This is a genomic window from Bradyrhizobium sp. SPXBL-04 (assembly GCF_051853035.1).
Lineage (GTDB): Bacteria > Pseudomonadota > Alphaproteobacteria > Rhizobiales > Xanthobacteraceae > Bradyrhizobium > Bradyrhizobium zhanjiangense.
Map to the genome: position 1 here is coordinate 5,469,977 of NZ_CP182472.1, position 26,038 is coordinate 5,496,014.

Annotated in this window: 26 protein-coding genes; 6 read left to right on the top strand and 20 right to left on the bottom strand. The window is 63.5% G+C overall.

Features of this window, described 5'->3' with window-relative positions; translation table 11 throughout:
- Window positions 1-18: 18 nt before the first annotated feature.
- A complete protein-coding gene (locus ACNJX8_RS26060) occupies window positions 19-564 on the bottom strand; it encodes a nuclear transport factor 2 family protein (RefSeq protein ID WP_439357221.1) in 546 nt (181 codons plus the stop codon).
- A 209-nt stretch (window positions 565-773) separates the two neighbouring features.
- Here ACNJX8_RS26060 and ACNJX8_RS26065 point away from each other — a divergent pair, with 209 nt between their 5' ends.
- Window positions 774-1,523 (top strand): IclR family transcriptional regulator, encoded by a 750-nt coding sequence (locus ACNJX8_RS26065; RefSeq protein WP_439357222.1) that lies wholly within the window; start codon window positions 774-776, stop codon window positions 1,521-1,523.
- A 21-nt stretch (window positions 1,524-1,544) separates the two neighbouring features.
- Here the strand turns inward: ACNJX8_RS26065 and ACNJX8_RS26070 are convergent, their stop codons facing one another.
- The 9 genes from ACNJX8_RS26070 to ACNJX8_RS26110 form a co-directional block, all read right to left on the bottom strand.
- Complete coding sequence (locus ACNJX8_RS26070; RefSeq protein WP_439410287.1) at window positions 1,545-3,044, bottom strand: tripartite tricarboxylate transporter permease; 1,500 nt, start codon at window positions 3,042-3,044, stop codon at window positions 1,545-1,547.
- Window positions 3,045-3,056: 12 nt separating this feature from the next.
- Window positions 3,057-3,524, bottom strand: coding sequence for a tripartite tricarboxylate transporter TctB family protein (locus ACNJX8_RS26075; RefSeq protein ID WP_439357223.1), 468 nt, complete (start codon window positions 3,522-3,524; stop codon window positions 3,057-3,059).
- A 17-nt stretch (window positions 3,525-3,541) separates the two neighbouring features.
- A complete protein-coding gene (locus ACNJX8_RS26080) occupies window positions 3,542-4,327 on the bottom strand; it encodes a carboxymuconolactone decarboxylase family protein (RefSeq protein ID WP_439357224.1) in 786 nt (261 codons plus the stop codon).
- Between the two features lie 31 nt (window positions 4,328-4,358).
- Window positions 4,359-5,132: an SDR family NAD(P)-dependent oxidoreductase gene (locus tag ACNJX8_RS26085; protein ID WP_439357225.1), complete on the bottom strand. Its 774-nt coding sequence runs from the start codon at window positions 5,130-5,132 to the stop codon at window positions 4,359-4,361.
- 15 nt (window positions 5,133-5,147) lie between these two features.
- Entirely contained in the window at window positions 5,148-6,185 is a 1,038-nt protein-coding gene (locus tag ACNJX8_RS26090) for an acyl-CoA dehydrogenase family protein (protein WP_249760869.1), read from the bottom strand.
- Entirely contained in the window at window positions 6,185-7,396 is a 1,212-nt protein-coding gene (locus ACNJX8_RS26095) for an acyl-CoA dehydrogenase (RefSeq protein WP_439357226.1), read from the bottom strand. Before ACNJX8_RS26095 ends, ACNJX8_RS26090 begins: the two co-directional genes overlap by 1 nt.
- Before the next feature lie 70 nt (window positions 7,397-7,466).
- Window positions 7,467-8,693 carry an ABC transporter substrate-binding protein gene (locus tag ACNJX8_RS26100; protein ID WP_439357227.1) on the bottom strand — a complete coding sequence of 409 codons (1,227 nt, stop codon included), beginning with the start codon at window positions 8,691-8,693 and terminating at the stop codon, window positions 7,467-7,469.
- A 58-nt stretch (window positions 8,694-8,751) separates the two neighbouring features.
- A complete protein-coding gene (locus tag ACNJX8_RS26105; protein ID WP_439357228.1) occupies window positions 8,752-10,884 on the bottom strand; it encodes an acetate--CoA ligase family protein in 2,133 nt (710 codons plus the stop codon).
- Window positions 10,885-10,886: 2 nt separating this feature from the next.
- Window positions 10,887-11,657, bottom strand: coding sequence for an enoyl-CoA hydratase/isomerase family protein (locus ACNJX8_RS26110; protein ID WP_091887778.1), 771 nt, complete (start codon window positions 11,655-11,657; stop codon window positions 10,887-10,889).
- A gap of 196 nt (window positions 11,658-11,853) precedes the next feature.
- Between ACNJX8_RS26110 and ACNJX8_RS26115 the strand changes: the two genes are divergently transcribed.
- Complete coding sequence (locus ACNJX8_RS26115; RefSeq protein WP_439357229.1) at window positions 11,854-12,834, top strand: Bug family tripartite tricarboxylate transporter substrate binding protein; 981 nt, start codon at window positions 11,854-11,856, stop codon at window positions 12,832-12,834.
- A 12-nt stretch (window positions 12,835-12,846) separates the two neighbouring features.
- Here the strand turns inward: ACNJX8_RS26115 and ACNJX8_RS26120 are convergent, their stop codons facing one another.
- A complete protein-coding gene (locus ACNJX8_RS26120) occupies window positions 12,847-13,521 on the bottom strand; it encodes a TetR/AcrR family transcriptional regulator (RefSeq protein ID WP_128934664.1) in 675 nt (224 codons plus the stop codon).
- A 126-nt stretch (window positions 13,522-13,647) separates the two neighbouring features.
- Here ACNJX8_RS26120 and ACNJX8_RS26125 point away from each other — a divergent pair, with 126 nt between their 5' ends.
- Window positions 13,648-14,535 carry an SMP-30/gluconolactonase/LRE family protein gene (locus tag ACNJX8_RS26125; protein ID WP_439357230.1) on the top strand — a complete coding sequence of 296 codons (888 nt, stop codon included), beginning with the start codon at window positions 13,648-13,650 and terminating at the stop codon, window positions 14,533-14,535.
- A gap of 15 nt (window positions 14,536-14,550) precedes the next feature.
- Here the strand turns inward: ACNJX8_RS26125 and ACNJX8_RS26130 are convergent, their stop codons facing one another.
- Entirely contained in the window at window positions 14,551-15,465 is a 915-nt protein-coding gene (locus ACNJX8_RS26130) for a LysR family transcriptional regulator (protein ID WP_439357231.1), read from the bottom strand.
- A 124-nt stretch (window positions 15,466-15,589) separates the two neighbouring features.
- Here ACNJX8_RS26130 and ACNJX8_RS26135 point away from each other — a divergent pair, with 124 nt between their 5' ends.
- The 3 genes from ACNJX8_RS26135 to ACNJX8_RS26145 are packed head-to-tail and all read left to right on the top strand — an operon-like array spanning window position 15,590 to window position 17,552.
- Window positions 15,590-16,678, top strand: a complete 1,089-nt coding sequence (locus ACNJX8_RS26135) for an LLM class flavin-dependent oxidoreductase (protein ID WP_439357232.1) — start codon at window positions 15,590-15,592, stop codon at window positions 16,676-16,678.
- A 26-nt stretch (window positions 16,679-16,704) separates the two neighbouring features.
- A complete protein-coding gene (locus ACNJX8_RS26140; RefSeq protein WP_439357233.1) occupies window positions 16,705-17,229 on the top strand; it encodes a flavin reductase family protein in 525 nt (174 codons plus the stop codon).
- Between the two features lie 26 nt (window positions 17,230-17,255).
- A complete protein-coding gene (locus tag ACNJX8_RS26145) occupies window positions 17,256-17,552 on the top strand; it encodes a hypothetical protein (protein ID WP_128938390.1) in 297 nt (98 codons plus the stop codon).
- Between the two features lie 102 nt (window positions 17,553-17,654).
- Here the strand turns inward: ACNJX8_RS26145 and ACNJX8_RS26150 are convergent, their stop codons facing one another.
- The 8 genes from ACNJX8_RS26150 to ACNJX8_RS26185 form a co-directional block, all read right to left on the bottom strand.
- Window positions 17,655-18,044, bottom strand: coding sequence for an NUDIX hydrolase (locus tag ACNJX8_RS26150; RefSeq protein ID WP_439357234.1), 390 nt, complete (start codon window positions 18,042-18,044; stop codon window positions 17,655-17,657).
- Window positions 18,045-18,099: 55 nt separating this feature from the next.
- Window positions 18,100-19,119 carry a zinc-dependent alcohol dehydrogenase gene (locus ACNJX8_RS26155; protein ID WP_128934671.1) on the bottom strand — a complete coding sequence of 340 codons (1,020 nt, stop codon included), beginning with the start codon at window positions 19,117-19,119 and terminating at the stop codon, window positions 18,100-18,102.
- Window positions 19,120-19,272: 153 nt separating this feature from the next.
- Window positions 19,273-20,220: a sugar-binding transcriptional regulator gene (locus tag ACNJX8_RS26160; RefSeq protein WP_206734330.1), complete on the bottom strand. Its 948-nt coding sequence runs from the start codon at window positions 20,218-20,220 to the stop codon at window positions 19,273-19,275.
- A 99-nt stretch (window positions 20,221-20,319) separates the two neighbouring features.
- A complete protein-coding gene (locus ACNJX8_RS26165) occupies window positions 20,320-21,849 on the bottom strand; it encodes an alkaline phosphatase D family protein (protein WP_439357235.1) in 1,530 nt (509 codons plus the stop codon).
- Complete coding sequence (locus ACNJX8_RS26170; RefSeq protein WP_439357236.1) at window positions 21,846-22,607, bottom strand: glycerophosphodiester phosphodiesterase family protein; 762 nt, start codon at window positions 22,605-22,607, stop codon at window positions 21,846-21,848. The genes ACNJX8_RS26165 and ACNJX8_RS26170 overlap by 4 nt, the downstream gene beginning before the upstream one ends.
- Before the next feature lie 9 nt (window positions 22,608-22,616).
- A complete protein-coding gene (locus tag ACNJX8_RS26175; RefSeq protein ID WP_439357237.1) occupies window positions 22,617-23,537 on the bottom strand; it encodes an ABC transporter permease subunit in 921 nt (306 codons plus the stop codon).
- A gap of 4 nt (window positions 23,538-23,541) precedes the next feature.
- A complete protein-coding gene (locus ACNJX8_RS26180; RefSeq protein WP_439357238.1) occupies window positions 23,542-24,486 on the bottom strand; it encodes an ABC transporter permease subunit in 945 nt (314 codons plus the stop codon).
- A 92-nt stretch (window positions 24,487-24,578) separates the two neighbouring features.
- Entirely contained in the window at window positions 24,579-25,910 is a 1,332-nt protein-coding gene (locus ACNJX8_RS26185) for an extracellular solute-binding protein (RefSeq protein ID WP_439357239.1), read from the bottom strand.
- Between the last annotated feature and the right edge of the window lie 128 nt (window positions 25,911-26,038).

Genomic DNA, 26,038 nt, shown 5'->3' on the forward strand with positions numbered 1-26,038 from the left:
CCCTCAAGACTGGATCGTTCAAGTCGGTGTCCGCCTAGCTCCGCGGAGCAGATCGTAGATGGGATCGTCGGGATATCGCGCACCCAACGGCAACCGCAGGCCGAAGCGGACCGCCTCGGGCTCGGTCGCCGCGACCTGCTCGTCCACCCAGTCGTAGGCGACGACACGGCGCGCAACGCGCCATTCGCTATCGCGCTTTTTGAAGACATCGCAGTACCGGCCGGCGATCTGAAACTGTCGAACGCCGCCGTCTGTCGCAGGCCCGCGCTGCAAGGCGAGGAAGTAGGTCTCGACAACAGCTTCTTCGGGCGCGGTGAATTCGATCAGGATATTGCCGACCGTATGAACATTGCGCGCGTCGGTCTTGAAGTTGTCGTTGGCCCAGTCGAAGAAGCCTTCGACCGGACCCGAATATGGTCCATGCTGATCGGTGGCATCCGGCCAGTAGGCGCTGCGGAGCGCGGCTTCATCCGCGCGATCGACGCCGCGGCAATAGCGATAGATACTATCGCGGATCGCCTCCCTGTCGAGCAGCTCCGCGATCTTCTCGTGCGTTACGGTCATTTTCGAGCCTCGAAGCTCCGGCTCGATCCGCCACCGGCGGACCGGCCCTCCCTTGACGGCAGCGACCATCTCATGTGCAGTGGGAGGCCACCAACAAATGTTCATATGTGAAGCTGAATTTCACATCCGTGAATTTGCTAGGGCCGAGGGAGGGACGATTGCCATCGCAGCTGACGACCTCCGCTTCGATTTCCGCGGCCGGATCGACCGTGAAATCCGCGCTGCGCGCCATCGAAATTCTCGAATTCTTCATGCGGGAGCGGCAGCCGCGTGCGATGTCCGAAATCGGCGAGGCGCTGGGCTATCCGGCATCCAGCACAACAGTCCTGCTCAAAACCCTGGTAGGTCTCGGCTACCTGAATTTCGACCGCAGGACGAAACTCTACTTCCCAACCCCAAAAGTGACATCACTGGGCGACTGGATTCCCAAATCCCTGTTCGGCAACAGCCGCGTGCTGGAGGCCATGCGCGACGTGCACGCCGCAACGGGCGAAGCCGTTTCAATCGGCACGACCAACGACGTGTATCTGCAATACGTCAAGATCGTCCAGTCGACCCACCCGCTACGCTTCCACGTCGACGAGGGAACGCTGCGGCCGCTGACGCAGTCCGCGCTCGGCTGGCTGTTGATGTCGACGATGTCCGACGAGAAGCTCGACACGATCGTGCGCCGCGCCAATATCGCGACGGCGAACGCAGCTGACAGGGTCAAGCCTCAGGACATGATCCGGCGGATTCGGGAGATCCGGGGCAAGGGACATTGCTCGGCGGAGAACGTCCCGATGCTGGGCGGCGCGACGATCTGCGTCCTGCTCCCAATCACAATTCAGAATCAGCCCGTCGCTCTCGGGCTTGGCGGCGTCGCTGAGCGGATCAAGCAAAACGCCAGCCGCTACCTGAATGTTCTGCGGCAGGCCGCCAGATCGGTCAAAGCCGGCGACAGCGACACAGACGTTTGACGCCGGGCGGGCCCGCGGCACCTACTCCTGCAGCGCCTCCTCCCGCCGCGACCGGATCGTCGGCAGCATGATCATGACGATCGCGATTGCGGCTGCGGCCAGCAGCGTTGCCGACAATGGCGAGGTCACGAACACGCTGACATCGCCGCGCGATAGCACCATGGCGCGGCGGAAGTTCTCTTCGATCGCTGGCCCAAGCACCAGGCCCAGCAGCAGTGGCGCGGCCGGCAGCTGCATCTTAATGAGGGCATAGCCGAAGACGCAGAACACCGCCGCTTCATGCACCTCGAAGGTCCCGCTGTTGATCGAATAGACGCCGATCGAGCAAAACACCATGATCGCCGGGAACAGATAGCGATAGGGAATGGTGAGAAGTTTGACCCACAATCCAACCAGCGGCAGATTGAGAACGAGCAGCATGAGATTGCCGACCCACATCGAGGCGATCAGGCCCCAGAACAAGGTCGGGTTCTTGGTCATGACCTCCGGACCGGGCTGGATGTTGTGGATGTTCATCGCACCGACCATCAGCGCCATAACCACATTGGAGGGCACGCCAAGTGTCAGCAGCGGAATGAAGGAGGTCTGGGCGCCTGCGTTGTTGGCCGATTCCGGCCCGGCAACGCCTTCGATCGCACCCTTGCCGAACTGTTCGGGGTGCTTCGAGAGCTTCTTCTCCAGCGTGTAGGAGGCAAACGACGACAGCACCGCACCGCCGCCCGGCAGCACGCCGAGCAGCGTGCCGAGCGCGGTGCCGCGCAGCATCGCCGGGATCATGCGGCGGAAATCCTCACGCGTCGGAAACAGATTGGTGATCTTTTGCGTCACCAGCGACAGTTTGTCGTCTTGCTCGAGATTCTTCACGATCTCGGCAAAGCCAAAAATGCCCATCGCCAACGGCACGAAATCGAGGCCATCGAACAGCTGCGGGATGCTGAACGCGAAGCGCTGCGTGCCCGTGCTGAGATCGGTGCCGACGAGACTGAGCAGCATGCCGAGTACGACCATGCCGATGCCTTCAATGAAGGGTCCACTGGATAGCACCGAGGCGAGGATGAGGCCGAGGAGCATCAGCGCGAAAAACTCCTTCGGCCCGAACAGCAACGCTGCCGCCGTCAGCGGCCCGGCCAGCGCCGCCAGCGCCAGTGTCGCCACGCAGCCGGCGAAGAATGAACCGATCGCGGCTGTCGAGAGCGCGACACCCGCCCGGCCCTGCTTGGCCATCTGGTAGCCGTCTATCGTGGTGACGACAGAGGAGGATTCGCCGGGCAGATTGACCACGATGGCGGTGGTCGAGCCACCATATTGCGCGCCGTAATAGATGCCGGCGAGCATGATCAGGGCCGAATCCGGCTGCAGCGCGTAGGTGATCGGGAGCAGCATCGCGATGGTGGCGAGCGGGCCCAGGCCCGGGAGGACGCCGATCAGCGTCCCCAACAGGCAGCCGAAGAAGGCGTAGAGCAGATTGGCCGGCTGGGCCGCGGTGGAGAATCCGATCGCCAGGTTATGAAACAGGTCCATCGTCACGGCCCGTCAATTGAGCAGCGCCGGCCACACCGGCAGCTGCAGCCCGAGGCCATAGACGAATACGAGGAGACACAGCGTGATCAGGACGGCCGCATTGGCCAACGCGCCCTTCCAGGCAAACTCGGGACTAGCCCTGCTCGACACCACGATCAGGGCCAGCAGCGCACCGATCAGACCGATCGGAAACAGCAGAAGCGCAAACAGAACCACCGAGCCCGTGACCCAGGCAAGGCCCTTTATGTCCCAACTCCGCAACCTCTGCCGCTCTGCCGTCCTCAGCACGGCACCCAGCATCACCGCGAGCCCGATGGCCGCAAGCACGATCGCCAACAGCCGCGGAAAATAGCCGGGCCCCATCCGCGCCGCGGTGCCGGCCGGATAATTCAGTGCCATCACGAAGAAGAAGATCGCAAAGGCAAGAAACAATGCGCCCGACGCAAAGGCACGCTGATTTCTGATGGTTGGCCTCGCCATCGTCGTCGACCTTCCTGCTATCCCGCTACGTCGACGGAAGACGACTTGCCTGCCGCCGGACCGATCGCTTCCATCAGAATCGGCACCCCGATTGCGCAGGCATGCACGCCCAGATGCGCCGTCATCTGCAGAACCTGAAGGATCTCCCGCTTGTCGATCCCGAGCCGCAAGGCGCGCCTGATCTGCAGGCGAAGGCCGTGTGGATTGAGCGCTGTAAAACATCCGTTCAGGGCCAGCGAGATCAGGCTGCGCGAGCGCTGATCGAGACCGCCGGACTTGTCGCCCGCCGTCAGCAGGTCGAGCATCACCGCGAAATAGCCGGGATCGGCGCGCAGCCAGAGATCGCAGAAGTCCGGCCAATCGGCGAATTGTGCGACATAGGCGTCGCGAAGCGCCGTCTGCTCGCGCGACAGCGGCGCCTGGTCCGAATCCAGCCCCGCCAACGCCAGTTCCTCGGCGAGAATGCCGATGCCGAGATTACAGCCGTCGAGCCCCTGCGCCGTAGCCAGCCGCAGCACGTCGACGATCTCCTGCGTGGTCGCACCGTGCTCAAGGGCCAGCTGCATGTGCAGCGCGAGCCCGGAGCGAAACAGATGCGTCGCCGATCCGTCCAGCGCCACATAGATCAATTCGCACATCTTGCGCGACAGCGGGCCGGTTTCAGCGGGATAGGCGCCATAGCGGGCATAGGTGGCAAGAAATGCCGGATCGAGCCGCAGCAGCCCCTCCGTCCACGGCCGCCAGTAACCGCGGGCGCGAATGAATTGCTGCTTCAGCGCCTGCTCTTCTGCGGAGAGAATCATATGGCGTATCCTGCAGCGGCCTCGGTGGCCCTTAGGCGATGTTGGTGAAGACAATCCCGCCGTCGACCGTCAGCACCTGCGCCGATATGAAGCCGCTGTCGTCGCCGGCGAGGAAAGCGATTGCCTTGGCAATATCGTCCACCGTGCCGAGCCGACCGAGCGGCGTGCGCGCGATCCGCCGCGCGTCGAGTTCGGCGTTGCGGTTACGCATCGTCCCTTCAGTCGGAATGGCAGACGGTGCCACTGCGTTCACCCGGATCTTGCGCTCGCCAAGCTCGGCTGCCGCGGCGCGCGTAATCCCCATCACGCCGGCCTTGATGCCGCTATACACGATGCTGTTCTTCGCCGAGATCAATCCGGCGACGGAGGCGACATTGACGATTGCGCCACCGCGCTCGGCATCCATCACCTCAGCCGCGGCCTGAATGCCCCAGATGATCGCCTTGAAGCCGATATTGAGCATGCGGTCGACGGTCTCGGGCGCGATGTCGGCCACCGACTGATAGCGGACCCACGCCGCATTGTTGACGAGAATATCAAGCCGGCCCTGCCGCTCGGCAAAACCGAGCACCGCCGTGCGCATGCCGTCGCGGCTCGCGACATCCTGCGTGATTGCGACGGCCTCGCCGCCGGCCGCCTTGATCGCATCGACGGTCCCGGCGACGAACTCGGGCTTGAGGTCGTTGACGCCGACGATCGCACCGCGCGAGGCCAGCAGAAGAGCAGCCGCGCGTCCGATTCCGTTTCCGGCCCCGGTGACCAGCGCAGCACGGCCAGCGAGGGGCTTGTCCTTGGCATCAGTCATTGCGGTCTTCCTTTCTTATCCCGACACGGCGAGATCGGACGCCGGAGCTATTGCGGCAATGGTACGGCGGCCGAGCGCGGCCAGGCTTCCGCTGGCATCGCCTTGCGCCTGTAAGGCGCGGACGCGACGCAGGTGTCGATGCACCGGCACATCCCACGTGAATCCCATGCCGCCGTGAACCTGCAGCGCACCTTCGCTGATTGCACAGCCATAGGCGGCTGCCGCTAGAAACACAGACTCGTGCTCGACCGGACCTGCCGCCTCACCCACGCTGCGGGTGATCGCATGCCTGATGCCTTCGAGCGCCAGCTTCTGCCGCGCCAGCGAATGCCGCAGCGCCTGATTGTAGGACAGCGCTCGACCGAACTGCCGGCGCGTCGAGACGTGCTCTTGTGCGAGTGCGAGGCACGTCTCGGCCGAGCCGAGAATGGCGGCGGCACGCAGCACGTTGGCATCGGAGCTTAAGAGAGCCCAAGTGCTGTCAGGCAAGACACTTGCGGCCGGTATGGTGACGCCCTGCAAGCGAACGGAGTGTTCGGGCACGGTCAAATCCAGCCCTGCCGCGCCCTCGACAACGACTCCTTCGCTGTCAGTCGGAACCAGCGCCGCCGCGGCCGTGCCAATCCGTACCAGGATGCAATCGGCGTCGCGGGCGCAGGCCGCGCGCGCAACCCAGCCATTGAGCACCACAGATTCACCCTCGCGCTCGGCACTCAGGGTGCCCTGCCAAGCGATAGTCGCCAGCATCCCGCCGGACACGATCGCCTCCGCCACGCGCGGCAGCGCGTCCTGCAGGGCACGCGACAGCAGCAGTGCTTCCATCAGCGGAAAGCCGAGCAGGCCCGAGCCGGCGGCGGTCACTACCGGAACCGCAAAGGCCAGTGGCAGGTCGAGCCCGCCGACGTCCTGCGAGGCAAGCACCCCGAGCAATCCATCGTCGGCGAGGTGTTTCGCTTGGTCCCGCGGCCCCAACGCCGCGCAATCCGCCACGGCTCGTGCCGCGGTGACCGCGAACTCGCTCGGCTGCAATCCATCGCCGGTCAATGTCGTCATCACTTGCCTTTCGAGAGCTGCAGGATCCTGTCGGCAATGATGCCGAGCTGAATTTCCGTGGTGCCGGCGTAGATAGTCTCGGCGCGCGCCTGCAGATAGATCGCCTCGAAGCGACGCCGCGCGACCTGCACGGCCGGGAGCTGCGGCAACGAGGCCTGCGCCAACAGCTCGATCGCGAGCGCGGCAAAACGCTGGTGCGCCTCACTCCAGTGCAGTTTTGCCAAACTTCCGCGTGCGCCGATCCTGTCACCCTTGACGAGCGCCTCTACCGCAGTCTCGACATGCGCCTTCAGCACCTCGATATCCACGACGACCTCGCCAATCTTGGCCTCGTAACATCGGTTCGCAACCAGCTGCGCCAGCGCCGGATCACCCTTGCAGGCCGCAATCAGATGACGCAGCTCGTTCTCGAAGCGCCAGGCCCGGTACATGCGGTTGGTTGCGCGCTCGATCTCGAGCACGCGGATTGCCGCGTTCCAGCCTTCATCGGGCGCGCCGAGCGCATCGGATTGCAAGACCTCCACGTCGTCGAAGAAGACCTCGCAAAAACTCTCGCGTCCGTCGATCGATCTGATCGGCAGCACGCGCACGCCCTTGGCATCGAGCCGTACCGCGAACATGGCGAGACCGCGATGCCGGTCTTCCAGCGGGCCGGTACGCGCCAGCACCAGGCAGCGCTGGGCGCGATAGGCGCCGCTGGTCCAGATCTTCTGCCCGCTGATCCGCCAGATATTACCATCGCGCATGGCGCGCGTCCGCAGGCCCGCCAGATCGGAACCTGCTTCCGGCTCGGAAAAGCCCTGGCACCAGATGTCGCGCATCTCCAGGATTGCCGGCAGGAAGCGGTGCTTCTGCTCCTCAGTGCCGACCGCGAGGATGATTGGACCGGCAAGCTCCTTGCCGATCGAATTGACGCTCTCCGGCATCGCGAGCGCGCCGATTTCCTGGTTGGCGATCAGGTGCTCGCGCAAGGTGCGACCGTGCCCGCCATACGCTTTTGGCCAAGTGATGCCGGCCAGGCCGGCGCGATACATCGCCTCTTCCCAGGCGATCTGCTCTTGCAGGCCCGGCGCCGAGAACGCCGCGCTGTCACCGCGAAAGCTCGCCGGCAGATTGGCGCGCAGCCAGCGACGCATCGCCACCCGATAGGCCTCGCCGGATAATTCTCCGGCCGTGGCGGTTACCGGCGGCTCTGTTTCAATGACTGTCATCGTGGATCTCTCGCTTTGGCTGTACCGTCGGGCGCCAGCCATGCATCGGCCGGACGCCCTTTCTTTCCGATCACTGCGACTTGAGCAGATCGCACGCGCTCTCCGAGGCCGGACGCCATGCGTCCTCGGGGGCAATCGTCCCCGTGATCTCGTAATAGTCGAAGGCGTATTTGGACTCGGGCGGCGTCTTGATGCGGGCCACATAGAGCGGACGCATCACCTGCCCGTCGGCGCGAATGCTGATATCCTTCATTTCGAAGTCGTTGATCGGCGTATTCTTCATCTGCCTCATCACGGCTTCGCCATCATCCGTTCCAGTCGCTGCGACGGCCTTCAGGTAATGCGTGATGGCGCTGTAGGTGGCGGACTTGGCCTCGTTCAGAATTTGCCCGCCGGACACCTCGGTGAAGCGCTTGGCGAAGGCCCGCGTCTCCGGCGTCATGTCCCAGTAGAACGGCGTGGTCAGGCGCACGTTCTGCAGATCGCGCAGACCGATCCCGTGGGTCTGGCTGATCATAAGTCCAAGCGGCACCAGCAGCTGCTTCTGCGACAGGCCGAACTCCTGGGCCTGCTTGATGGCATTGCCGAAGTCAGAACCAGAATTGGCGAGCGCGATCGCCCTGGCGCCGCTCGCCTGCGCCGTCAGCAGGAACGAGGAGAAGTCCGACGAGTTCAGCGGATGCAGCACCGATCCCACGACCTTGCCGCCGCCGGCCTTGATGAAGTTGGTGGCGTCGGCCTGCCATCCCTTGCCGAAGGCGTAGTCGACGGTCAGGAAGAACCAGGTGTCGACGCCCTGGGACAGCAGCGCCTTCACGGTGGCCTTCGGCTGCGCATAGGTGTCGACCATCCATTGCGTGGTCATCGGCGAGCACTTGTCGTTGGTGAAGAACGAACCTGCTGTCCCCGCCAGCATGTAGGGCTTCTTCCGCGCCTTCATGATGTCCTGCACGCCGAGCGCAATCGACGAGGCCGAGCAGCCGACGATGGCATCGACACCCTCATTGTCGAGCCAGCGCAGTGCCACCGCAACGCCGATGTCCGGCTTGTTCTGGTCGTCGGCGACAACGAGCTCGATCTTCTTGCCGTTGACCGCACCACCGAAGTCGCTGACTGCGAGCTTTGCCGCGGCCACCGCACCGGGGCCGCAATTGTCGGCATACGGACCATTCTGGTCGTTCATGATGCCTATCTTGATCACATCGCCGGACACGCCTTGGGCGCGCAGCGGCGTCGCCAGGACCAGCAAAGCTCCCAGCATCACGGCGATTTCGAGGAGACGGGTATTGAGCTTCATCACAAAATCCTCCCAGCAATCATTGAGCCGACTTCGCGGTTCTTTTTGTTCGATGTGTTCAGTGGTGTTGCGTTGCCTTGCCCGCGTGTGGAATCAGCAGCGCATCGAGCGCGACGGCGCCCTCGCCGTCCGCTTTCAGCAGCAACGGATTGATGTCGATTTCCGACACGGTATCGGCATGCGCGACGGCAAAACGCGAGAGCGCCGCGATCGTTTGCGCTGCGGCCTCGAGGTCGGTGCGACGCCGCCCGCGTGCGCCGTCGAGAACGGCGAACGCCTTCAGCGACCTCAGCATCGCCATTGCTTCCGTCTCGTTCACCGGCGCCATCTGCACGGCGGTGTCCTGTACGATCTCGGCAAAGATGCCCCCCAGGCCGACCATCACGACCGGCCCGAACACGGGATCGATCCGGCTACCGAGGATCAACTCGGACAGGCCATGCGCCATGGGAGCAACGATCGTGCCGTCGATCACCGCGCGTGGCGCCTTCTCCGCAACACGCGCCAGCATCCGGGCATGGGCCTGCCGCACCTCTTCCTCGGAGCGAAGACCCACGACAACGCCACCCACCTCCGTCTTGTGCGACAGATCGGGCGAGGCGATTTTCAAGACGACCGGGAAACCGATCTCGCGCGCTGCACGCGCGGCTGCCTCGGCGTCAGATACCAGCTGCTCGGCCAGCACGGGGATGCCGGCCTCCGCCAACGCGCGCTTGGCGCCGAGCTCATGGCGGAACGCATCAGCCGCGAGCGGTGCAGCCTTCGCAACGGCAGGCTGGCTCCCAGCCCTTGGTGCGGTCGCCAGCGCCTGCAATCGCGCCAGCGCCGCGACGATGGCGCAGCAGCCGTCAAAGCTCGCAACGGTGGGATAACCCAGGGCGTGCAGTTCGGCGAGCGCATCCGGCGGGCCCTCCACGCACAGAATGACGGGACGATTGGGATACTGCGCGCGGATGGTGCGCAATGTCTCCATGTAAACCGAGCGCAGGCGCGGCATGTGCAGCGAGAACGGCAGCGGCAGCACGATCGCATCGGTGCGGTCGTCGGCCACGACCGCCGACAGGATCTTCTGCAGCATATCGGGCCGGCTGGACATCTGCGCGGTGGCATCGACCGGATTGCGCGCGGACGCAAATGGCACGAGATCGAGGATCGCGCGCTGTGTCGCCTGGCTCAGTTCCGGCAACGACAGGCCGACCGCCTGCGCGGCATCCGCAAGCAGCACGCCAAAACCGCCCGATGCCGTAACGACCGCAAGACGCCGCCCCTTTGGCAACCGATCCGGCAATAGGATAGAGGCGGCATGACCGAGATCAATCAGCTCCTCGATGCTCCGCACCCGTACGGCGCCGTAGCGCGCCAACAGCGCATCAAACACCGCATCCGATCCCGCCATGGCACCAGTATGGGAAGCCGCCGCGGCTTGCCCGGCCTCTGAGGTGCCGACTTTCAGCGCAATGACCGGCTTGCCGGCATCGCGCGCCTCGGTCAGTGCAGCGATGAGCCGGCCGGCATCACGGCAGGCCTCGAAGCAGCAAAGAATGACTTTGGTCGCGGGATCGCGGGCCAGCCAGGCAATACCGTCGGCGATATCGATGTCGCACTCATTGCCGGTGGTCATGAAACGGCTGATGCCGGCGCCGCGATCGCTCGCCATGCGCATGGTGTAGCTGCCGAGATTGCCGCTCTGCGAAACGATGCCGAGCGAGCCGGCCGCCGGCATGCTGTGTTCGAGCACGATCGAGAATGTCGCGATGGCCTTTTCGGGAATGCTGATCGCGCCGAGGCAATTCGGGCCGAGCAGCCGCATGCCGGTGCGTCGCGCAGCCGTGCGAAGCCGATCCTGCATCGCGCGCCCCTCTTCGCCAAGCTCGGCAAAACCGGAAGAGAACACGACGACGCTGCGGACACCGCGATCGGCGCACTGCTCGATCGCTTCGGGCGCCCGCTCGGCATCGACGGCGATGACGGCGAGATCGGGCGCCTCGGGTAGCGCGCCTACCGACGCATAGGCCTGCAGCCCCTGCACCATCGCGGCTTTTGGGTTGACCGGATAGATCTTGCCCGCGTAGCCGTAGCGGCGCAACAGGTCCACCGGTCGGCCGCCGATCTTGGTCGCATCCTGCGACGCGCCGATGATCGCGATCGAGCGCGGTGCCATCAGCGCATCGAGACCCTCTCCCGGCCGCATCGTCAGCGCCCCTTGAACACCGGCGCGCGCTTCTCAAGGAACGCCATGCGCGCTTCCTTGGCATCCTCGGTCTTCGACAGCGCCATCGTGATGTTCTGCTCGAAGCGATAAGCATCGCGCGGCGGCATCAGCTCGACCATGTTGGCCGCATTCTTGGCGTACTCCATCGCAATCGGGCTCTTGGCTGCGATCTCACGCGCGATCTTCATTGCTTCGGGAATGAGATCTTCCTTGCTGGTACAGGCCTCGATGATGCCAAGGCGATAGAGCTCGGCCGCGGAAATCCGGACGCCGGTGAAGAACATCCGGCGCATCAGCGAACGGCCGAACAAAGTGTTGAGCATCGCCGCACCGCCGGCGAGGCCGACATTGATCTCGGGCATGCCGAACACAGCTTCTTCGGACGCGTAGAAGATGTCGCACGATGCCATCAGACCGAGGCCGGCGCCGAGCGCGACGCCGTTGATCGCTGCGATCACCGGCTTGGAGCACTCGCGAATGCAGTTGCCGGTCTCGCGGGTGATGCGGTTGTGATCATGGAATGCGCCGACCTTGGCCGGGTCTGGACGGTCCTTGAGATCGGCGCCGCTGCAAAACACCTTGCCGTTGCCGGTGAGGATCGCCACGCGAACATCGCTGCGCTCCGAAATCTGATCGAACACCGCGACGATGCGATCGCGCATCGCGCGGTTGAGCGCGTTCACCGGAGGACGGTTCAGCGTCACGATTGCGATGTGGTCGGATACTTCGAGCGTCACGATGTCATCGGACATGGCTTCCTCCTGGCGCTTGCTTGATCTTATTTCCGCGACCTCGGACGGTAGCTTCAAGCCACCTGACCGATCGGTCAGTCGATGCGACTGATAACACCAAGCTCATCGTCTTGCAATAGCTGCGATGTTTGACCTGTTGACTGACCGATCGGTCGGGACGTAGATTTCGATCAAATCAAATGAGGGAGGAACCGCCGTGGCACCTATCAGCCGACGTCAGGCCGCAACGCTCATGGCCAGCGCTATCGTTGCGCCATTTGCTGCACCTGCGATCGTCAGCGCGCGCTCGTCACAGACCGTCTTCATCATCGTGCCCTATGCGAGCGGCGGCTCGATCGACAGCCTGATGCGCGCGATCGCCAAGGGCATGTCCGAGGCGCTCGATCAGCCCGTGCTGGTCGACAACAAGCCAGGTGCGAACGGCATCGTCGGATCGCAATATGTGGCGCGTGCGGCCAAGGATGGTTCGGTGCTCCTCGCCGGCGGCACTGGTCCGATCTCGCTCAACGTGCTGCTGCGCAAGAACTTGCCGTACAAGCTTGCGGATTTCGCATCCGTCGCCATGCTCTGCAATGGCCCGCTGTCGCTGACCGTGAACGCGAAGATGCCGGTCACGGATATGAAAAGTTTTGTCGGTTACGCCAAGGGTCGCGACAAGCCGATGTTCTATGCCACGCTGGGACCGGGCAGCGTGACGCACCTGTTTGGGATCATGATGGGGAAATCGATGGGCTTTGCAGTTACCGACGTCGCCTATCGCAACAATCCGGCCTCGGTGATGGAACTGCTGTCGGGCGAGTGCGACCTCAACTTTGCGACGCCGGCTGCCGTGATCGAGCACGTCAAGGCCGGCAAGCTCCGCTTGCTCGCCGTTTCCTCCGACCAGCGCATGCCAAACCTGCCTGATATCCCGACCTTTGCCGAGTCAGGCTATCCCGAGCTTTCGGCATCGTTCTGGACTGCGCTGCACGCGCCCGCTGGCACACCACGCGAGGCGATCGACCGGCTGAACACCGCCGCCAACGCGGCGATGCAAAAGCCGGAGATCGCCAGGCAGCTCGTGATCGACGGCCTGCAGGCCGATCTCGGGCCGCCTCAATTGCTCGATTCCCAGCTGAGCAAGGATGCCGCCCTGTGGGGACCGGTCATCACGGCGCAGCACATCGCGCTCGATTGAAGGCAGGCGCCTCTAGCGCGGCTTTCGCCGGGGCGACTTCGGCGGCTCGATGGTTGGCGGCCTCGCAGGACCGTCGGTCCGAAGGCCGTTGAATACCATGTCAAAAAAGATGTCGGCGATCTGCTCGGGTGTTGCCGATTTATTGGGATTGTACCAGCGATGCATCCAATTCAGCGACGACAGGATCAGCCGCCCCGTCATGGCAACATCGAGCTTGCGGATCTCGCCGGCGTCGATCGCTTCCTGGATCAATCCGCGCAGAAAGTGCTCGAATCGGTCGCGGCGCGTCATCCGTTCCTTTTGCCGGTGGCGATCGGGATCGTTCCAGAAGGCGGTCGTCGACGCTATCCAGGCCCAGCGATAGCGCCGGAAATATTCCGCCGTCGCAACCATGAAGGCTCGGATCTTCTGCGACGGCGGACCGTCGGGAATCCGGTCGCGCACGAACAGGTACAATTCGAGCGTGGAGCCGACAGCGACGCGCGCGTAGATCTCATCCTTGTTGGAGAAGTGATGATACAGCAGCGACTTCGAGATGCCGCAGGCCACCGCGATGTCGCGCATCGAGGTGCCGTCATAGCCCTTGGTGGCGAACAGACGACCGGCCTCGCTCAGGATCTGCAGGACGCGATCGGACGCCTCCGCCTGGTTGGCAACCCCGTCCTTTGTCGTCGACAATTCAACCATCGAACCCGCAAATCTGGCCGAACATCTGGGTCGGCCGAACACTGATCTTCATGTGCAAACCAACGTAGTTTTTCGCCGACCGATCGGTCAAGCCCGCTCTGCAGAAGGGATCAACGAGGTGCTCCCATGAACGCGCTCCCTCGCATCACCCGTATCGGCAAGACCAGGGACCGGCTTGGCGAGAGCCCGGTCTGGGATGACAAGACCCAGTCGCTTTACTGGATCGATTCGCTCGCCGGACTGATCCGCAGGCTGTTGCCTGCGACCGGCGCGATCGATGAATTCTCGGTGCCCGCCCCGATCGGATCGCTCGCGCTCGCGCATGACGACCGCGCCGTGCTGGCGCTGCGCCACGGCTTTGCGCATTACAATTTCAGCACGCGGGAATGGGCCGAGGGCCCCTCGATCGGCCTCGATCATCCGATGCTCCGCCTGAACGACGGCAAGGCCGACCCGTTCGGGCGCTTCCTGGCGGGGACAATGCACGGCGGCCGCGCGGAGGATGAAAAGCCGCTCGGCGGTCTGTATCGCATCGATGCGGCGGGCGCGATCGAGCAGCTCGAATCCGATCTCGCAGTGACCAACGGCCCCTGCTTCAGTCCGGACGGCCGGATATTTTATCTCGCGGACACGGCACGACGTATGATCTGGGCTTACGACTATCACCGCGACGGCCCGCTGAGGAACAAGCGCGTGTTCGCTGAGATGGACGCGCATAGCTCGGGCGGCGACGGTGCGACCGTCGATGCGGACGGCTATCTCTGGACCGTACTGGTGCGGATCGGCGCCATCGCACGGTTCGCACCCGACGGAACGATGGTGCGCAAGATCGAGATGCCCGTCCGGCATCCGACCAGCGTGACCTTCGGCGGCCCCGGTCTCGACGTGCTTTATGTGACCTCGATCTCGCGCAGCACGCATCTTTTCGATGACAGCCCGGACGCCGGCGGATTGTTCGCCATCGAGAATCTCGGCGTGACGGGACTGCCTGCCCACAGGTTTGGCACACGCTGAAGGCGGCGCGTGGTGCTAGCCGGATCGCTTGATCAGCCGCGGCACGCTCTCGGCCATGTAGTCGACGAACACCCTGATTTTTTCAGGCAGATAGCTGCTCTGCTGGAACGTGGCGTAGATGCCTTCGTCGAAGGTCGAGTTGGTGACGCGAAAGCCCGGTAACAGACGCACCAGCCTCCCGTTCTTCACTTCGTCCGCGACCGTGTAGTCGTCGAGCAGCGCAATGCCGTGCCCGCGCACCGCGAGGTCGCACAGGATGATGCCATTATTGCTGCTGAACGAAGACGGCACGACGATCTCGCGCAGCCTGCTCTTGCGCATGAACTTCCAGACCACATCGTCGGGCCCCATCCAGTAGGTCAGGCAATTGTGGCCGACGAGATCATCCGGTCCGCGCAACTTTGGCTTCCGCGCGACGTAGTCGGGTGACGCCACGAGGATGCGTTCGCTCCGCACCAGCCGGCGCTGCATCAGGCCTGGATCCTTGGGCGCGGCGATCTGGAAATCGATGTCGAACTCCTCCTCACGAAGCTGGACGCGCCGTTCCGACAGCCGCAGTTCCACCTTCAGCTCCGGGTATAGCTCCTGGAACTGCGGGATCAATGGTGACAGCACCTTGATGCCGAACAGCGTCCGAGAATGAACGCGCAGCGTCCCGCGCGGCGCGGTCTGCAGCGCGAGCGCTGCAGCCTCCGCGTCCTCGATCCCGTGCAGCACCTGCTCGGTGCGCTGGAAGAAGATCTTGCCGGCATCGGTCAATCCGAGATGGCGCGTGCTGCGGTTGAGCAATTGCACGCCAAGCTGCGCCTCGAGCTCGCCGATATAGCGCGACACGGATGCCGGCGAGAGCCCCGCGCGGCGTCCGGCCGCGGAAAAGCTGCCCTCGCGGACGGCGGAGACGAACAATTCCATGGCCTGGAGGCGATTCATTGATCTTTTCAAATTCTGCAAAAGACATGATCAGATTACGCCAATTGTTCGAAAAACCTCAAGTCGGTAGCTTGATGAGAACAGGTCGCAAAAGCGACTGGTCAGTTTGGCGGAGGATGCATCCATGGAATTCGGCGTATTCATTCTGGCTCAGCAGCGCGGCTATCATCAAAGCTCGCAGCAGGTCATCCACAACGCTGTCGAACAGACCGTGGCGGCTGAAGAGGCCGGCTTCGATACCGCATGGTACGCCGAGCACCACTTCAACAATTACAGCCTGTGTCCCTCGCCGCTGATGATGGTGGCGCACTGCGCCGGCCTCACCAAGCGCATCCGGCTCGGCACCGCGGTCTGCGTGCTGCCGCTGTATCATCCGGCGCGACTGCTCGGCGAGATCGGCTTCGCCGATACCGTTTCGAACGGCCGCCTCGATCTCGGCATCGGCTCGGGCTATCAGCAATTCGAGTTCGACCGCTTCGGCGTCGACCTCAAGGATTCGCACTCGCTGTTTGCCGAGTTCTACGACGTGTTGCATGCAGGCATGCAGGAGCGGATCTTTTCCTACGCCGGCCAGCACCTGAAGATTCCGCCGACCTCGATTGCCGTGCGCACCGTGCAGACCCCGATGCCGCCGATCTGGGTAACGTCCGGCCATGCCGAGACCCTCGGCCGCGCCATCCGCGACAACCACAATCTGTTCGTGACCGCTCTCCTCAATGGCACCGATGCCATCAAGGCACTGCGCGAGCGGCTCGAAGGCATTGCGGCCCAGGAAGGCCGGTCGATCGACGCCACCCGGTTCGGCTTCCTGCGCTGCGCCTATGCCAGCGACAATGACAGCGAGGTCACCTCCTATCTCGACAATGCCCGCTTCCAGCGCCGGCTCTCCGAAAGCCTGAAATTCCGCCGCGCCCAGAGCGACGACGGCTATCTGATCAAGGAACAGGCCGGGCCCAACGATATGAGCCTGGAGACCATGCGCAACAACCTGCCGGTCGGCAGCGTCAACCAGGTGATCGACCGCATGCTGGAGGAGATCAGCATCCTCAAGCCGTCGCATATCGCGGTGCAGACCCAACTCGGCGACTTCGACCAGCGCACCATGCTGAAGCAGATCGAGCTGTGGGGGAGCAAGATCATCCCCGCGATCCGGAAGGAACTGCGCAGCGGCCGCAAGGATGCGAGGGTCGCCGGCGAAGCAGTGTCGGCTTGACGTCGGCAAGTCCGGAGGTGTTGGCCATGGCTCACCAGAAGTTTCCGCAAGGAGCCGATCGTGACTCGGTCGATGCGGCGGAGTTCCGCCGTGCCATGGGAAATCTGGCCGGCGGCGTCGCCATCGTGGCGACCGGCGCGGATGCCGACCGGCGAGGGCTGACCGTCAGCTCGGTCACCTCGCTCTGCATGGATCCGCCCTGCCTGCTGGTCGGCATCAATGCGAGCTCCGAGACCCATGACGCGATCCTCGCCAATGGCAGCTTTGCCGTCAGCCTGCTCGGCAGCGGCCAGCAGGATCTGGCCCTGCGCTTCGCCGGCCGCGACGGCGTCAAGGGCGCCCAACGTTTTGCGACCGCGCCCTGGGACCAGGGCCTGCTCGACGTTCCTGTGCTGCGGGATGCGATCGGCGCGGTCGAATGCGAGCTCTACCAGCACCAGGCGGTCGGCACTCACGGCATCTTCATCGGCCGAATCGTGGCGACGCACGGCGGCGACGGCGGCCCACTGGTCAATTTCCAGGGCGCGCTGCGCACCCTGCTGCATTCGTGATAGAGACGGCGCGAAAGGGCAGAACCATGATCATCGCATGCTCGTCCAACGAAGTCCGGCTGGCCGAGCCGTCCGACTTCCGCAAATTCAAGCTGGTGCTGAAGGGCGAAGCCGCCGCGCGAGCCGCCACGACGAGGGGAATCATCTTCGTCGATGACAACAACGTGCTTGTCCCCATCGATCTTGCCCCGACCCTGCCCGGACGCCCCGACGAAAGGACGTGGGATGCGGCATACGCCGACATGGTTGCGAAGGCTCGTGAGCACGGGTGGATCGAAACGACGAGCAATGCAATCCGAGCACATGTCGAACGCGAGCCCTAGCTTCGCGCCGTGATGTTTTTTTGGAGAACTTCACCAGGGAGGAAATCGGGAACGGCTCGGGCTCACCGGGGCACCCACCATCGCAGAACGGTCGCCAACAATTTAGCGACGCCCTCGCCTTGGAAACAGCCTATCGCGAATGTAGCGCGAGGTCGGAGTCAATCTCGCGCGATGCGGCTTACGCCAAACTGCTCTATCGATCTCCTTCTTGTCGCCGACCTTCAAGCGCCCTGACACTTTCTTTGCCAGGAAAATCGCATCACTCATGCGGCGACCGGACCGGCGATTCTTCGCCTTCACTTCCTTCCAGAGTTTCAGCGGCCCAAGCTTCAGCTTGGGGAGCTCCTCCTTGATCTCACGACGAAGGCAGCGCCTGTCGCTCTCGCCGGCTCGCCGGCGGCCGCCTGGAAACATCCAGAGCCCGTCGCGCCTGCGTCTTACCATCAGGACGCGGCCTTTCTTTGCGACGACCAGCTTCGACGATTTCGCCATCACGACCAGTCCTGCTGCACCCGCTACACCAAGCTCTTGGCAAGATAGCGCTCATCTACGGGCAAATGATCGCCTTGATGATTCCATCTCGTCGCGCGACCTGTTGCTCGAACGCGGCAGGCGTCTGGTCAAGCGAGAAGTGGTGCGTCGCCAGCGGCGTGAGCTTGACCTGCCCTCCCCGCGCAAGCGCGATGGCCCGCGGATAAACCTCCGGCATGCGACGCGAAAACTTGATTGATAAGCCCTTTCGGCGCGACTCCGCACCGCTCAGGACGTACTGGTTGTTCTCGGGAATGCCGACGAGAACGAGCCGGCCGCCGATACGCGCACAGCGCGCCGCATGCTCGAAGCCGTGCGAGGAATCGGTCGCCTCGATCACCAGATCGACGCCGCGGCCTTCGGTGATGTCCCCGACCCCGGCGTAGCTACGGCACGCCACATCCGCACCGAGGTCGCACGCCAGCGTAGTACGCTGCTCGACCGGGTCGATCGCAATGATCTTTCCGGCACCGGCGAGGCGCGCGAGTTGCACCAACAACAACCCCACCGGCCCGCAGCCAAGCACCGCCACGGATTCAAGAAGTCGCGGACGCGCCAAGTCCATGGCGTGGATGGCGACGCCGAGCGTCTCCAGGATTGCTGCACCGGCCGGGTCGATGCTGTCAGGCACCAAATGCACGGCGGATCTGGGCACGCAGACAAATTCGGCCATGGCGCCATTGTGTGGCGCGTAGCCGAGAAACTTCACGTTGGGGCAAAGATTGGTATGGCCGCGGTGACACCATTCACAATGGCCGCATGGAATGGAAGGATCGACCGCCACCAACGCATCGGCCGAGAGTCCCGCCTTGCGTGCCGAGTCCGGCGTGAGGACGCCCGAGAATTCATGGCCGAGGACGAACGGCCTGACGCGCGTCGGGCCGGTCGTTCCGCCCTCGAGGTAGGAATGCAGATCGCTGCCGCAGACGCCGACCGCCTTGACGCGGACGATGAGATCGTCCTCCGCCACAGGCCTCGGTTCGGGAATATCGAGGACGCGGATATCGCGAATGTCCTGGAGCACCGCAGCGCGCATGTCGACGCCATCTCTCTTTGAGCAATTGTCTTCGTGATATTACATATGTAATCATGACGTGACAAATGCTTTTGCATCTCTCCTGGACAGCACGGTGCGATCGCGCCGGCATCGCGCCGGGGCACAGATTTGACACTCGTTGCGAAAACAGGGCTATTTTTGCTTGTCGATCAGCTTCAGCGCGGCGACGGCGGCGTTCTCGTCCGTCACCAGCACCTTACCGATCCGGCCGCGCAGCACCGCGGCGATGATCGGCGCCTTGTTGAGGCCCCCGGCAATCAGCATCGAGGTCGGCACGCGCGCCAACTTTTCGAGCGGCAGCGCGATGGCGCGGCTGTTGATGCCGTGATCGATCGGCCGGCCGGATTTGTCGAGAAACTGCGCGAGCACGTCGCCGACGGCGCCTGCGGCCCGCAAATGCTCGATACGTACGTCCGGCGGCAGACCGTGCCGCACCAGCAGCGATCGCGGGGTCAGATCTCCCATGCTCAACAGCGCAAGATCGATCCGCTCGACGCTGTTCAGCACCTCCTGATAGACCTCCTGGGCCAGGAAGGTGTCACGCGAGCGCCGGCTGCTGGCAAAAATCGGGGCGGCCAGATAGCTGCACTGGGCGTGCAGCCGGTGGGCGAGCTCGCCCGCGATTTCGAAGGTGTTGAGCTCGAGTCCGCGCGACAGGCCGCCCATCATGGAGACGATGGAGAGCTCGGGGTAGTCCGCCGGCGTGACGTAGCGGATGGTCTCGCGCAAGGTCGCGCCCCAGCCGATACCGATGATACGCGGGCGCTTCTGCTCAAGGAATTTCGACAAATACGCTCCCGCCGCCATCCCGATCAGGCTTCCGACCTGCTCGGGGTTCTCCGGGGTCGGGATGACGACTGCATCCTCGAGGCCGCACTCGCGACGCAACCGGTGCTCCAGCTCCGTGCAGCTCGCGAAGGCGGAGTTGAGGCTGATGTTGACGATGCCGGTCTGCCGGGCATCCGACAACATGCGGTTGACGCGGGCACGCGTCAGCCCCAGCCGCTCGCCGATCTCGGCCTGGGTCAGGTTCTCCATGTAGTAGAGCCAGGCGACCCGCAGGATGGTTTGATCAGTCACGGCGCAGCCCCCCGCAGCGGCCTCAAGGCATAATCAGACGTCGGAGCATTTGAGGCGATCTTTCCGTGGTCGTCAAATGCGGGGCCATCCGGACGCTCGTCATGCGGCCTTCGCCCCCGGCACGCCGTCCTCGACCACAAAGGTCGTCAGCCGGCGTACGGCGCTCTTGACGTCCTGGACGTCGTCGAGCGCCTCGAATCCCACGGTGCAATGCCGGGTGTCGAGCTCGACGGTCGCATAGCCGCGCTTGTCGCCACGCGCATAGACAAGATGTTGATTTTCCGCCAGCGCCTTGCGCACACCGGTCTCGCTCGGTCCGTCCGAACTGATGGAGGTGCCGACGAATTCGGTCGCGATGGTCGGACCATCCGGCCGGGCAAAATCATGCTTCAGATCGGCGGTAAAGAAGGCGTGACGGTCGCCGCCGATCACGATCGGATTGCGCCGGCGATGCGTGACGAGCGAATCAAGGAGACGACCGCGGGCATTGGGATAGCCGTCCCAGCCGTCCATCCAGAAATGCGCGCCATCATCCCCTTCCCGCTTGTCCTGCGCCATCAATGTCTGCTGCGCGACGATCGTCCAGCGGCCGCGACAGTCGCGCAGGCGCGCATCGAGCCATTGTTCCTGTCGCTCGCCCAGCATCGTCCGCGCCTCGTCCGTCCGACCTGCACAGTCGGTCGCCCAAGTCGGACGCTTGCTTCCGACACAGGCCGATGCCGAGCGATATTGCCGGTCGTCGAGCAGCAGCACGTCGAGCATGTCGCCGAAGCGATAGTGCTCGTAGATCGTGGCATCCGCGCCCCGTGGACGGGCCGAAGGCGGCAGTGGCATGTGCTCGTAATAGGCCTGATAGGCCGCCGCACGGATCTTGAGGAACTGGCCGGGATCGCGCACGGTGTAGGAGCGATCATTGGCATAGTCGTCCATCACCTCGTGGTCGTCCCAGACCGAAAGCCAAGGAAAGGCAGCGTGCGCCGCTTGCAGGTCAAGATCGCTCTTGTAGAGCGCGTAGCGGTTGCGGAATTCCTCGAGCGTCGTCGGGATTCCGACGCCGTGCTGGCGGACGTGGTGCGATCCCCAGGATTTCTCATAGATGTAGTCGCCGAGATGCACGACCAGGTCGAGATCGCGTGCGGCCATGTCGCGGTAAGCGGTAAAATAGCCTTGCTCGTATTGCTGGCACGATGCGAAGGCAAAGCGGAAAGGACGCCCGGACTCGGCCGGTGCGGTTCGGGTGCGACCGACCGGGCTAAGCGCCGGACCGGCGCGGAAGCGGTACCAGTAGACGCGATCGGGCCGCAATCCCGTCGCCTCGACATGCACGGAATGCGCAAGCTCCGCTGCCGCACGCACGACGCCGCGGGAGGCGATGCGCGAGAAGGCCTCGTCCTCAGCAACCTGCCACTCGACGTCCACCGGAGCATCCCGCATGCCGCCGCCTTCGAGAGGTTGTGGCGCAAGGCGGGTCCACAGCATGACGCCATCCTGTCGCGGGCATCCGGACGCAACACCGAGAGTGAACGGATCTGCACTGAACGAGACCGGTGCTCCCCGCACGAAGCCGGCCGGCGCAGCGAAGGCGACGCTCGCCAGCGATCCCGCGAGAAAGCTGCGGCGGGCAATCATGGACGCGCGGGCGCGGTTGCGAGCTTGCGGCGAATGCTCACGGCGAGATCGGGCCGGTCGGTCGTGATCTGCCGCACCGGTTGGGCAAGCCAGTAGGCGATATCCTCTGGCTCATTGGTCACCCATGCGCCGAGACGCTCGGATCCGAGCACTTTAAGGGCGAGCGGCAGCGTGAGCCCCAGAAGCGATTTTTCAACCGCGACGATGCAGCCGGGAATGGCGGCAAATTGCGCCAGCGCCGACGCTATCCCACCCATCATCTCCGCCGAACGGCGGTCGAGCGAGGCAAGCACCCGCGCCTCCGGCCATAGCCGGCGCACGGTCTCGATCACGCCCGGCACGAAGCAGGTGATGACGGCACGCCGTTCCAGACCCCGGCGCCTGATGTCGTCGATCAGCCGCGCCTCCAGACCCGAATAGGGATTACCGAGCGCATCCGTCTTGATCTCGATGTGGAGCTCGAGCGTCGTTTCGACGAACACGTCGAGCACGTCGTCCAAGGTCGGAATGCACTCATCGCCGGCGTCGCGAAGACGCGTCGCCGTCAAGCGCCTCAGACTGCGCTCGCCAACGGGTCCGCTATCGAACGTGGTGCGGTCCAGCAGCGGATCATGGATCACGACCAGCCCGCCATCCGCGCTTTGATGGACGTCGAACTCGACCGCATCGACCCCCTCCTTGCATAGGTTGCGGAAGCCCGTCAGGCTGTTCTCCGGCCAAAGATTGCGCGCGCCGCGATGCCCGGCGATGAAAACCATGATCGATCCCTACTTGCTGCTGTCGATAAGACCCTTGATGAACCAGCGCTGCAACAGTAGGACGACCAGCGCTGGCGGCAACATCGTGAGGAGCGCGCCGCTCATGGCGATGTTCCAGGCCGGCTCGCTGTCGGAGCGCGGAATCAGACCCTTCAATGCAATGACCGCCGTGGCCATGTCCTTGTCGGTCGTGAACAGCAACGGCCAGAGATACTGATTCCAGCCGAACAGGAACAGGATGATGGCGAGCGCCACCATGTTCGGAACGGAGAGCGGCAGCAGGATGCTCCAGAAGAAGTGCAGCGGCGACGCTCCGTCCAGCCTCGCCGCCTCGCACAGCTCGTCCGGGACCGTCAGGAAGAACTGGCGAAACAGGAACGTGGCCGTGGCCGAGGCGATCAGCGGCAGGATCAGCCCGGGATAGGTGTTGACCATGTTCCATTCGAGCGCGATCGCGATGTCGTGACCGCTGATCCGGCCCAACAGATCCGCCAAATGCAGGGTGTCGACGAGCCATTGCAGAGGCAGCGCTGCATTGGCCACGGCTTCGAAGGTCGGCACGATCCGAACCTCGATTGGCAGCATCAGCGAGACGAAGATGAGCCAGAATGCCAGCATTCGGTAGCGGAATCGAAAGTAGGTGATCGCGAAGGCCGACAGCAGCGATACCGCGATCTTTCCGGCGGTAATGCCGAGCGCCACGACGATAGAGTTGGTGAAGGTGCGGCTGAAATTGCCCTTGCTCCACGCCAATTGCAGGTTGTCGAAGAACTGGCTGCCCGGAAGCCACGGCAGCGGCACCTTCTGCACCTCGGCGACCGTAAGCGAGCCCGCTACGAACGCGAAATACAGCGGAATGCAGACTGCCAGCGCACCGGCGATCAGGATCGCGTGACAGACCATGCTAAGGACCGGTGAGCGCTCGACCATACGGCTAGACTCCGTAATTGACCTTACGGTCGAAGTAGCGGAACTGCAGCAGCGTGCAGATCAGCGCGAAGCTCATCAAAAGAACAGATTGCGCGGCCGAAGAGCCGAGGTCGAGATTGACGAAGCCGTCAACGAAGACTTTGTAGACCAGGATGTTGGTTGCGCCGGCCGGACCGCCTTTGGTGACGGCATCGATGATGGCGAAGGTTTCGAAGAAGCCGTAGATGAAGTTCATCACGGTGAGAAAGAAGATGGTAGGCCCGAGCATCGGCAGCGCGATCGAGACGAAGCGTCGGATCGGACCGGCGCCGTCCACCGCGGCGGCCTCCATGAGCGATACCGGCACCGCGAGCAGACCCACGACCAGGAAGATGTAGTCGTAGCAGATGTGCTTCCATGACGCTGCGAGTGTAACCAGGATCAGCGCGTCGGTCGGATTGAGGTTGGGATCCCAGGCAATGCCGAAACTGTGCAGCACCTGCGCGAGCGGGCCAACCGCCGGATTGAACAGGAAGGCCCACAGGATACCGGCGATCGCGGGCGCAATCGCATAGGGCAACAGAATGATCGTGCGATAGATCGAACGACCGCGCACGATCCTGTCGGTGGCGAAGGCAAGCACCAGCGCGCTCCCCAGCGTGAGCACGTTCTGCGCCACCGTGAACCAGAACGTCACCGCGATCGACTGGCGATACTCGCTACTCGCAAACAGCATCTTGAAATTGTCGAACCACACGAACTGGACGTTGGTTCCAAAGGGATCACTGAGCAGGACGGATTGCATCAGCGCCCGCAGCGACGGGATGAAGAAGAAGAACAGCAGGATCAGCAATTGCGGCAGCAACAGCAACGTCGGCAGGCCGGGGCCATCGCCGAAATTGGCTCGCTTCAGTCCTGCCTCTTGCTCACGGCGCCGCGCCTTTGCGGATGCGCGGGATCCGCCAACCACCGCACCCGTCCCGACCTTGGACTGGCCGCCCCCGTGCCTTCTCTGAAGCACGGGTGCGCGCCCATCACGCCAAGGAATGGATAGTCGTAAAGTCATGGACGCTCGGTTTCCGGAGTCTTCCCGGCGTTGAGCTTCTCGAATTGCCGCAAGATCTCGTTGCCCCGCTTGACCGCGTCATCCATCGCCTGCTGCGGCTGCTTCTGACCGGCAAAGACAGCCTCCACCTCCTGGCGCTGGGCCAGCATCGTCTGCACGAAATTGCCGAAGCGGAAGCCGCGCGAGTTCTCATTCGGCGTGCCACGCGAGAGCTGTAGCACGGCAATTTCTCTGGTCGGGTGATCCTTGTAGTAGCCACGTTCCCGCGCAAGCGCATAGGCCCGGTTCGTGGCGGGAACGTAGCCGGTTGCGCCATGCCACCACACCTGAGTTTCCGGCTGGGCGACAAAGTTCAGAAAGGCCGCGACGGCTTCGTATCGCTCCGGCGTGTGGCCCTTCAGGACCCAGATGGCGCCGCCGCCGATGGTGCTGTTGAGGGGCGGATTGACATCGCTCTCGTGCGGCAGGAAGGTCGCGCTCCAGTTGATGGTCGCGTTGCGCTCGATATTGCCATGCGATGCGGTCGAATTGACGAACGTCGAGCACCGTCCCGACGTGAACAACTGCTCTGGGCTGAAGCCCTGGCCCGCGATCTGCATCACGCCGTCGTCGAGCCACTTCTTCAAGCGCGCGACTTGCGAGACCACCTTAGTCTTGTTGTAGACGAACTCGGTCCCAAGCCCGTCAAAGCCGTTTGCGAGCGTGCCGTAAGGCTGGTTGTTGATGGCGCTGTAGTTCTCAAGCAGGCTCCAGTAGAAATCGCCGGGCAGCACCGTGCCACATTCGCTAATGCTCTTGGACTTGATGGTGTAGAGCTGCTTCTCCAACTCCTGCCAGGTGTCAGCCGGCTTGTCGAAACCGGCCTTCTGGAAGTGATCCTTGTTGTACCAGAAGATCGGCGTCGATGAGTTGAACGGCATCGCCGACATCCGACCCTTGTAGCTCCAGAAGCTTGCCACAGGCTTGATGAAGTCCGAGAAGTCGATCTTGTAACCCTTCTGGTCCATCAAGTCCTGAACGGGTACTACGGCCCCCGAGAGCAGCATCGTCATGTAACCGCGCTCGGCGATCTGCACCATTTCCGGTGGCCGCTTGGCGCGATAGGCGGCGATCACCCCGTTGGTCACCTCGTCATAGTTGCCCTTGGCGACGGCGACGACGGTGTATTTGTCCTGCGATGTGTTGAACTTCTCGACAAGCTCATTGAGCCGGTCGGCCAGGACACCGCTCATGGCGTGCCACCACTGCACCTCGACCCGGGCCTGTACCGGACCGGCCAATGCCAACGCGCCGAACAAGGCCGCAATGAATGCGACTTTCCTACCCATGGGCGGCCCTCCCTGGCCAGGCAGGACGCCCGGCTTTTACATTTGTATTCCTATCATGACATATGTGTCGAGATGATGAAAGAGGGTCGGCTCGCGTCGGGCAGCTTTCGCCCGGCCTCGCGCGGGCA

Excerpts from the sequence above, each read along its gene's own strand:
- ACNJX8_RS26060 (WP_439357221.1), bottom strand. The coding sequence starts at position 564 with ATGACCGTAACGCACGAGAAGATCGCGGAGCTGCTCGACAGGGAGGCG.
- ACNJX8_RS26070 (WP_439410287.1), bottom strand. The coding sequence starts at position 3,044 with ATGGACCTGTTTCATAACCTGGCGATCGGATTCTCCACCGCGGCCCAG.
- ACNJX8_RS26075 (WP_439357223.1), bottom strand. The coding sequence starts at position 3,524 with ATGGCGAGGCCAACCATCAGAAATCAGCGTGCCTTTGCGTCGGGCGCA.
- ACNJX8_RS26080 (WP_439357224.1), bottom strand. The coding sequence starts at position 4,327 with ATGATTCTCTCCGCAGAAGAGCAGGCGCTGAAGCAGCAATTCATTCGC.
- ACNJX8_RS26085 (WP_439357225.1), bottom strand. The coding sequence starts at position 5,132 with ATGACTGATGCCAAGGACAAGCCCCTCGCTGGCCGTGCTGCGCTGGTC.
- ACNJX8_RS26090 (WP_249760869.1), bottom strand. The coding sequence starts at position 6,185 with ATGACGACATTGACCGGCGATGGATTGCAGCCGAGCGAGTTCGCGGTC.
- ACNJX8_RS26095 (WP_439357226.1), bottom strand. The coding sequence starts at position 7,396 with ATGACAGTCATTGAAACAGAGCCGCCGGTAACCGCCACGGCCGGAGAA.
- ACNJX8_RS26100 (WP_439357227.1), bottom strand. The coding sequence starts at position 8,693 with ATGAAGCTCAATACCCGTCTCCTCGAAATCGCCGTGATGCTGGGAGCT.
- ACNJX8_RS26105 (WP_439357228.1), bottom strand. The coding sequence starts at position 10,884 with ATGCGGCCGGGAGAGGGTCTCGATGCGCTGATGGCACCGCGCTCGATC.
- ACNJX8_RS26110 (WP_091887778.1), bottom strand. The coding sequence starts at position 11,657 with ATGTCCGATGACATCGTGACGCTCGAAGTATCCGACCACATCGCAATC.
- ACNJX8_RS26120 (WP_128934664.1), bottom strand. The coding sequence starts at position 13,521 with ATGGTTGAATTGTCGACGACAAAGGACGGGGTTGCCAACCAGGCGGAG.
- ACNJX8_RS26125 (WP_439357230.1), top strand. The coding sequence starts at position 13,648 with ATGAACGCGCTCCCTCGCATCACCCGTATCGGCAAGACCAGGGACCGG.
- ACNJX8_RS26130 (WP_439357231.1), bottom strand. The coding sequence starts at position 15,465 with ATGAATCGCCTCCAGGCCATGGAATTGTTCGTCTCCGCCGTCCGCGAG.
- ACNJX8_RS26135 (WP_439357232.1), top strand. The coding sequence starts at position 15,590 with ATGGAATTCGGCGTATTCATTCTGGCTCAGCAGCGCGGCTATCATCAA.
- ACNJX8_RS26140 (WP_439357233.1), top strand. The coding sequence starts at position 16,705 with ATGGCTCACCAGAAGTTTCCGCAAGGAGCCGATCGTGACTCGGTCGAT.
- ACNJX8_RS26145 (WP_128938390.1), top strand. The coding sequence starts at position 17,256 with ATGATCATCGCATGCTCGTCCAACGAAGTCCGGCTGGCCGAGCCGTCC.
- ACNJX8_RS26150 (WP_439357234.1), bottom strand. The coding sequence starts at position 18,044 with ATGGCGAAATCGTCGAAGCTGGTCGTCGCAAAGAAAGGCCGCGTCCTG.
- ACNJX8_RS26155 (WP_128934671.1), bottom strand. The coding sequence starts at position 19,119 with ATGCGCGCTGCGGTGCTCCAGGACATTCGCGATATCCGCGTCCTCGAT.
- ACNJX8_RS26165 (WP_439357235.1), bottom strand. The coding sequence starts at position 21,849 with ATGATTGCCCGCCGCAGCTTTCTCGCGGGATCGCTGGCGAGCGTCGCC.
- ACNJX8_RS26170 (WP_439357236.1), bottom strand. The coding sequence starts at position 22,607 with ATGGTTTTCATCGCCGGGCATCGCGGCGCGCGCAATCTTTGGCCGGAG.
- ACNJX8_RS26175 (WP_439357237.1), bottom strand. The coding sequence starts at position 23,537 with ATGGTCGAGCGCTCACCGGTCCTTAGCATGGTCTGTCACGCGATCCTG.
- ACNJX8_RS26185 (WP_439357239.1), bottom strand. The coding sequence starts at position 25,910 with ATGGGTAGGAAAGTCGCATTCATTGCGGCCTTGTTCGGCGCGTTGGCA.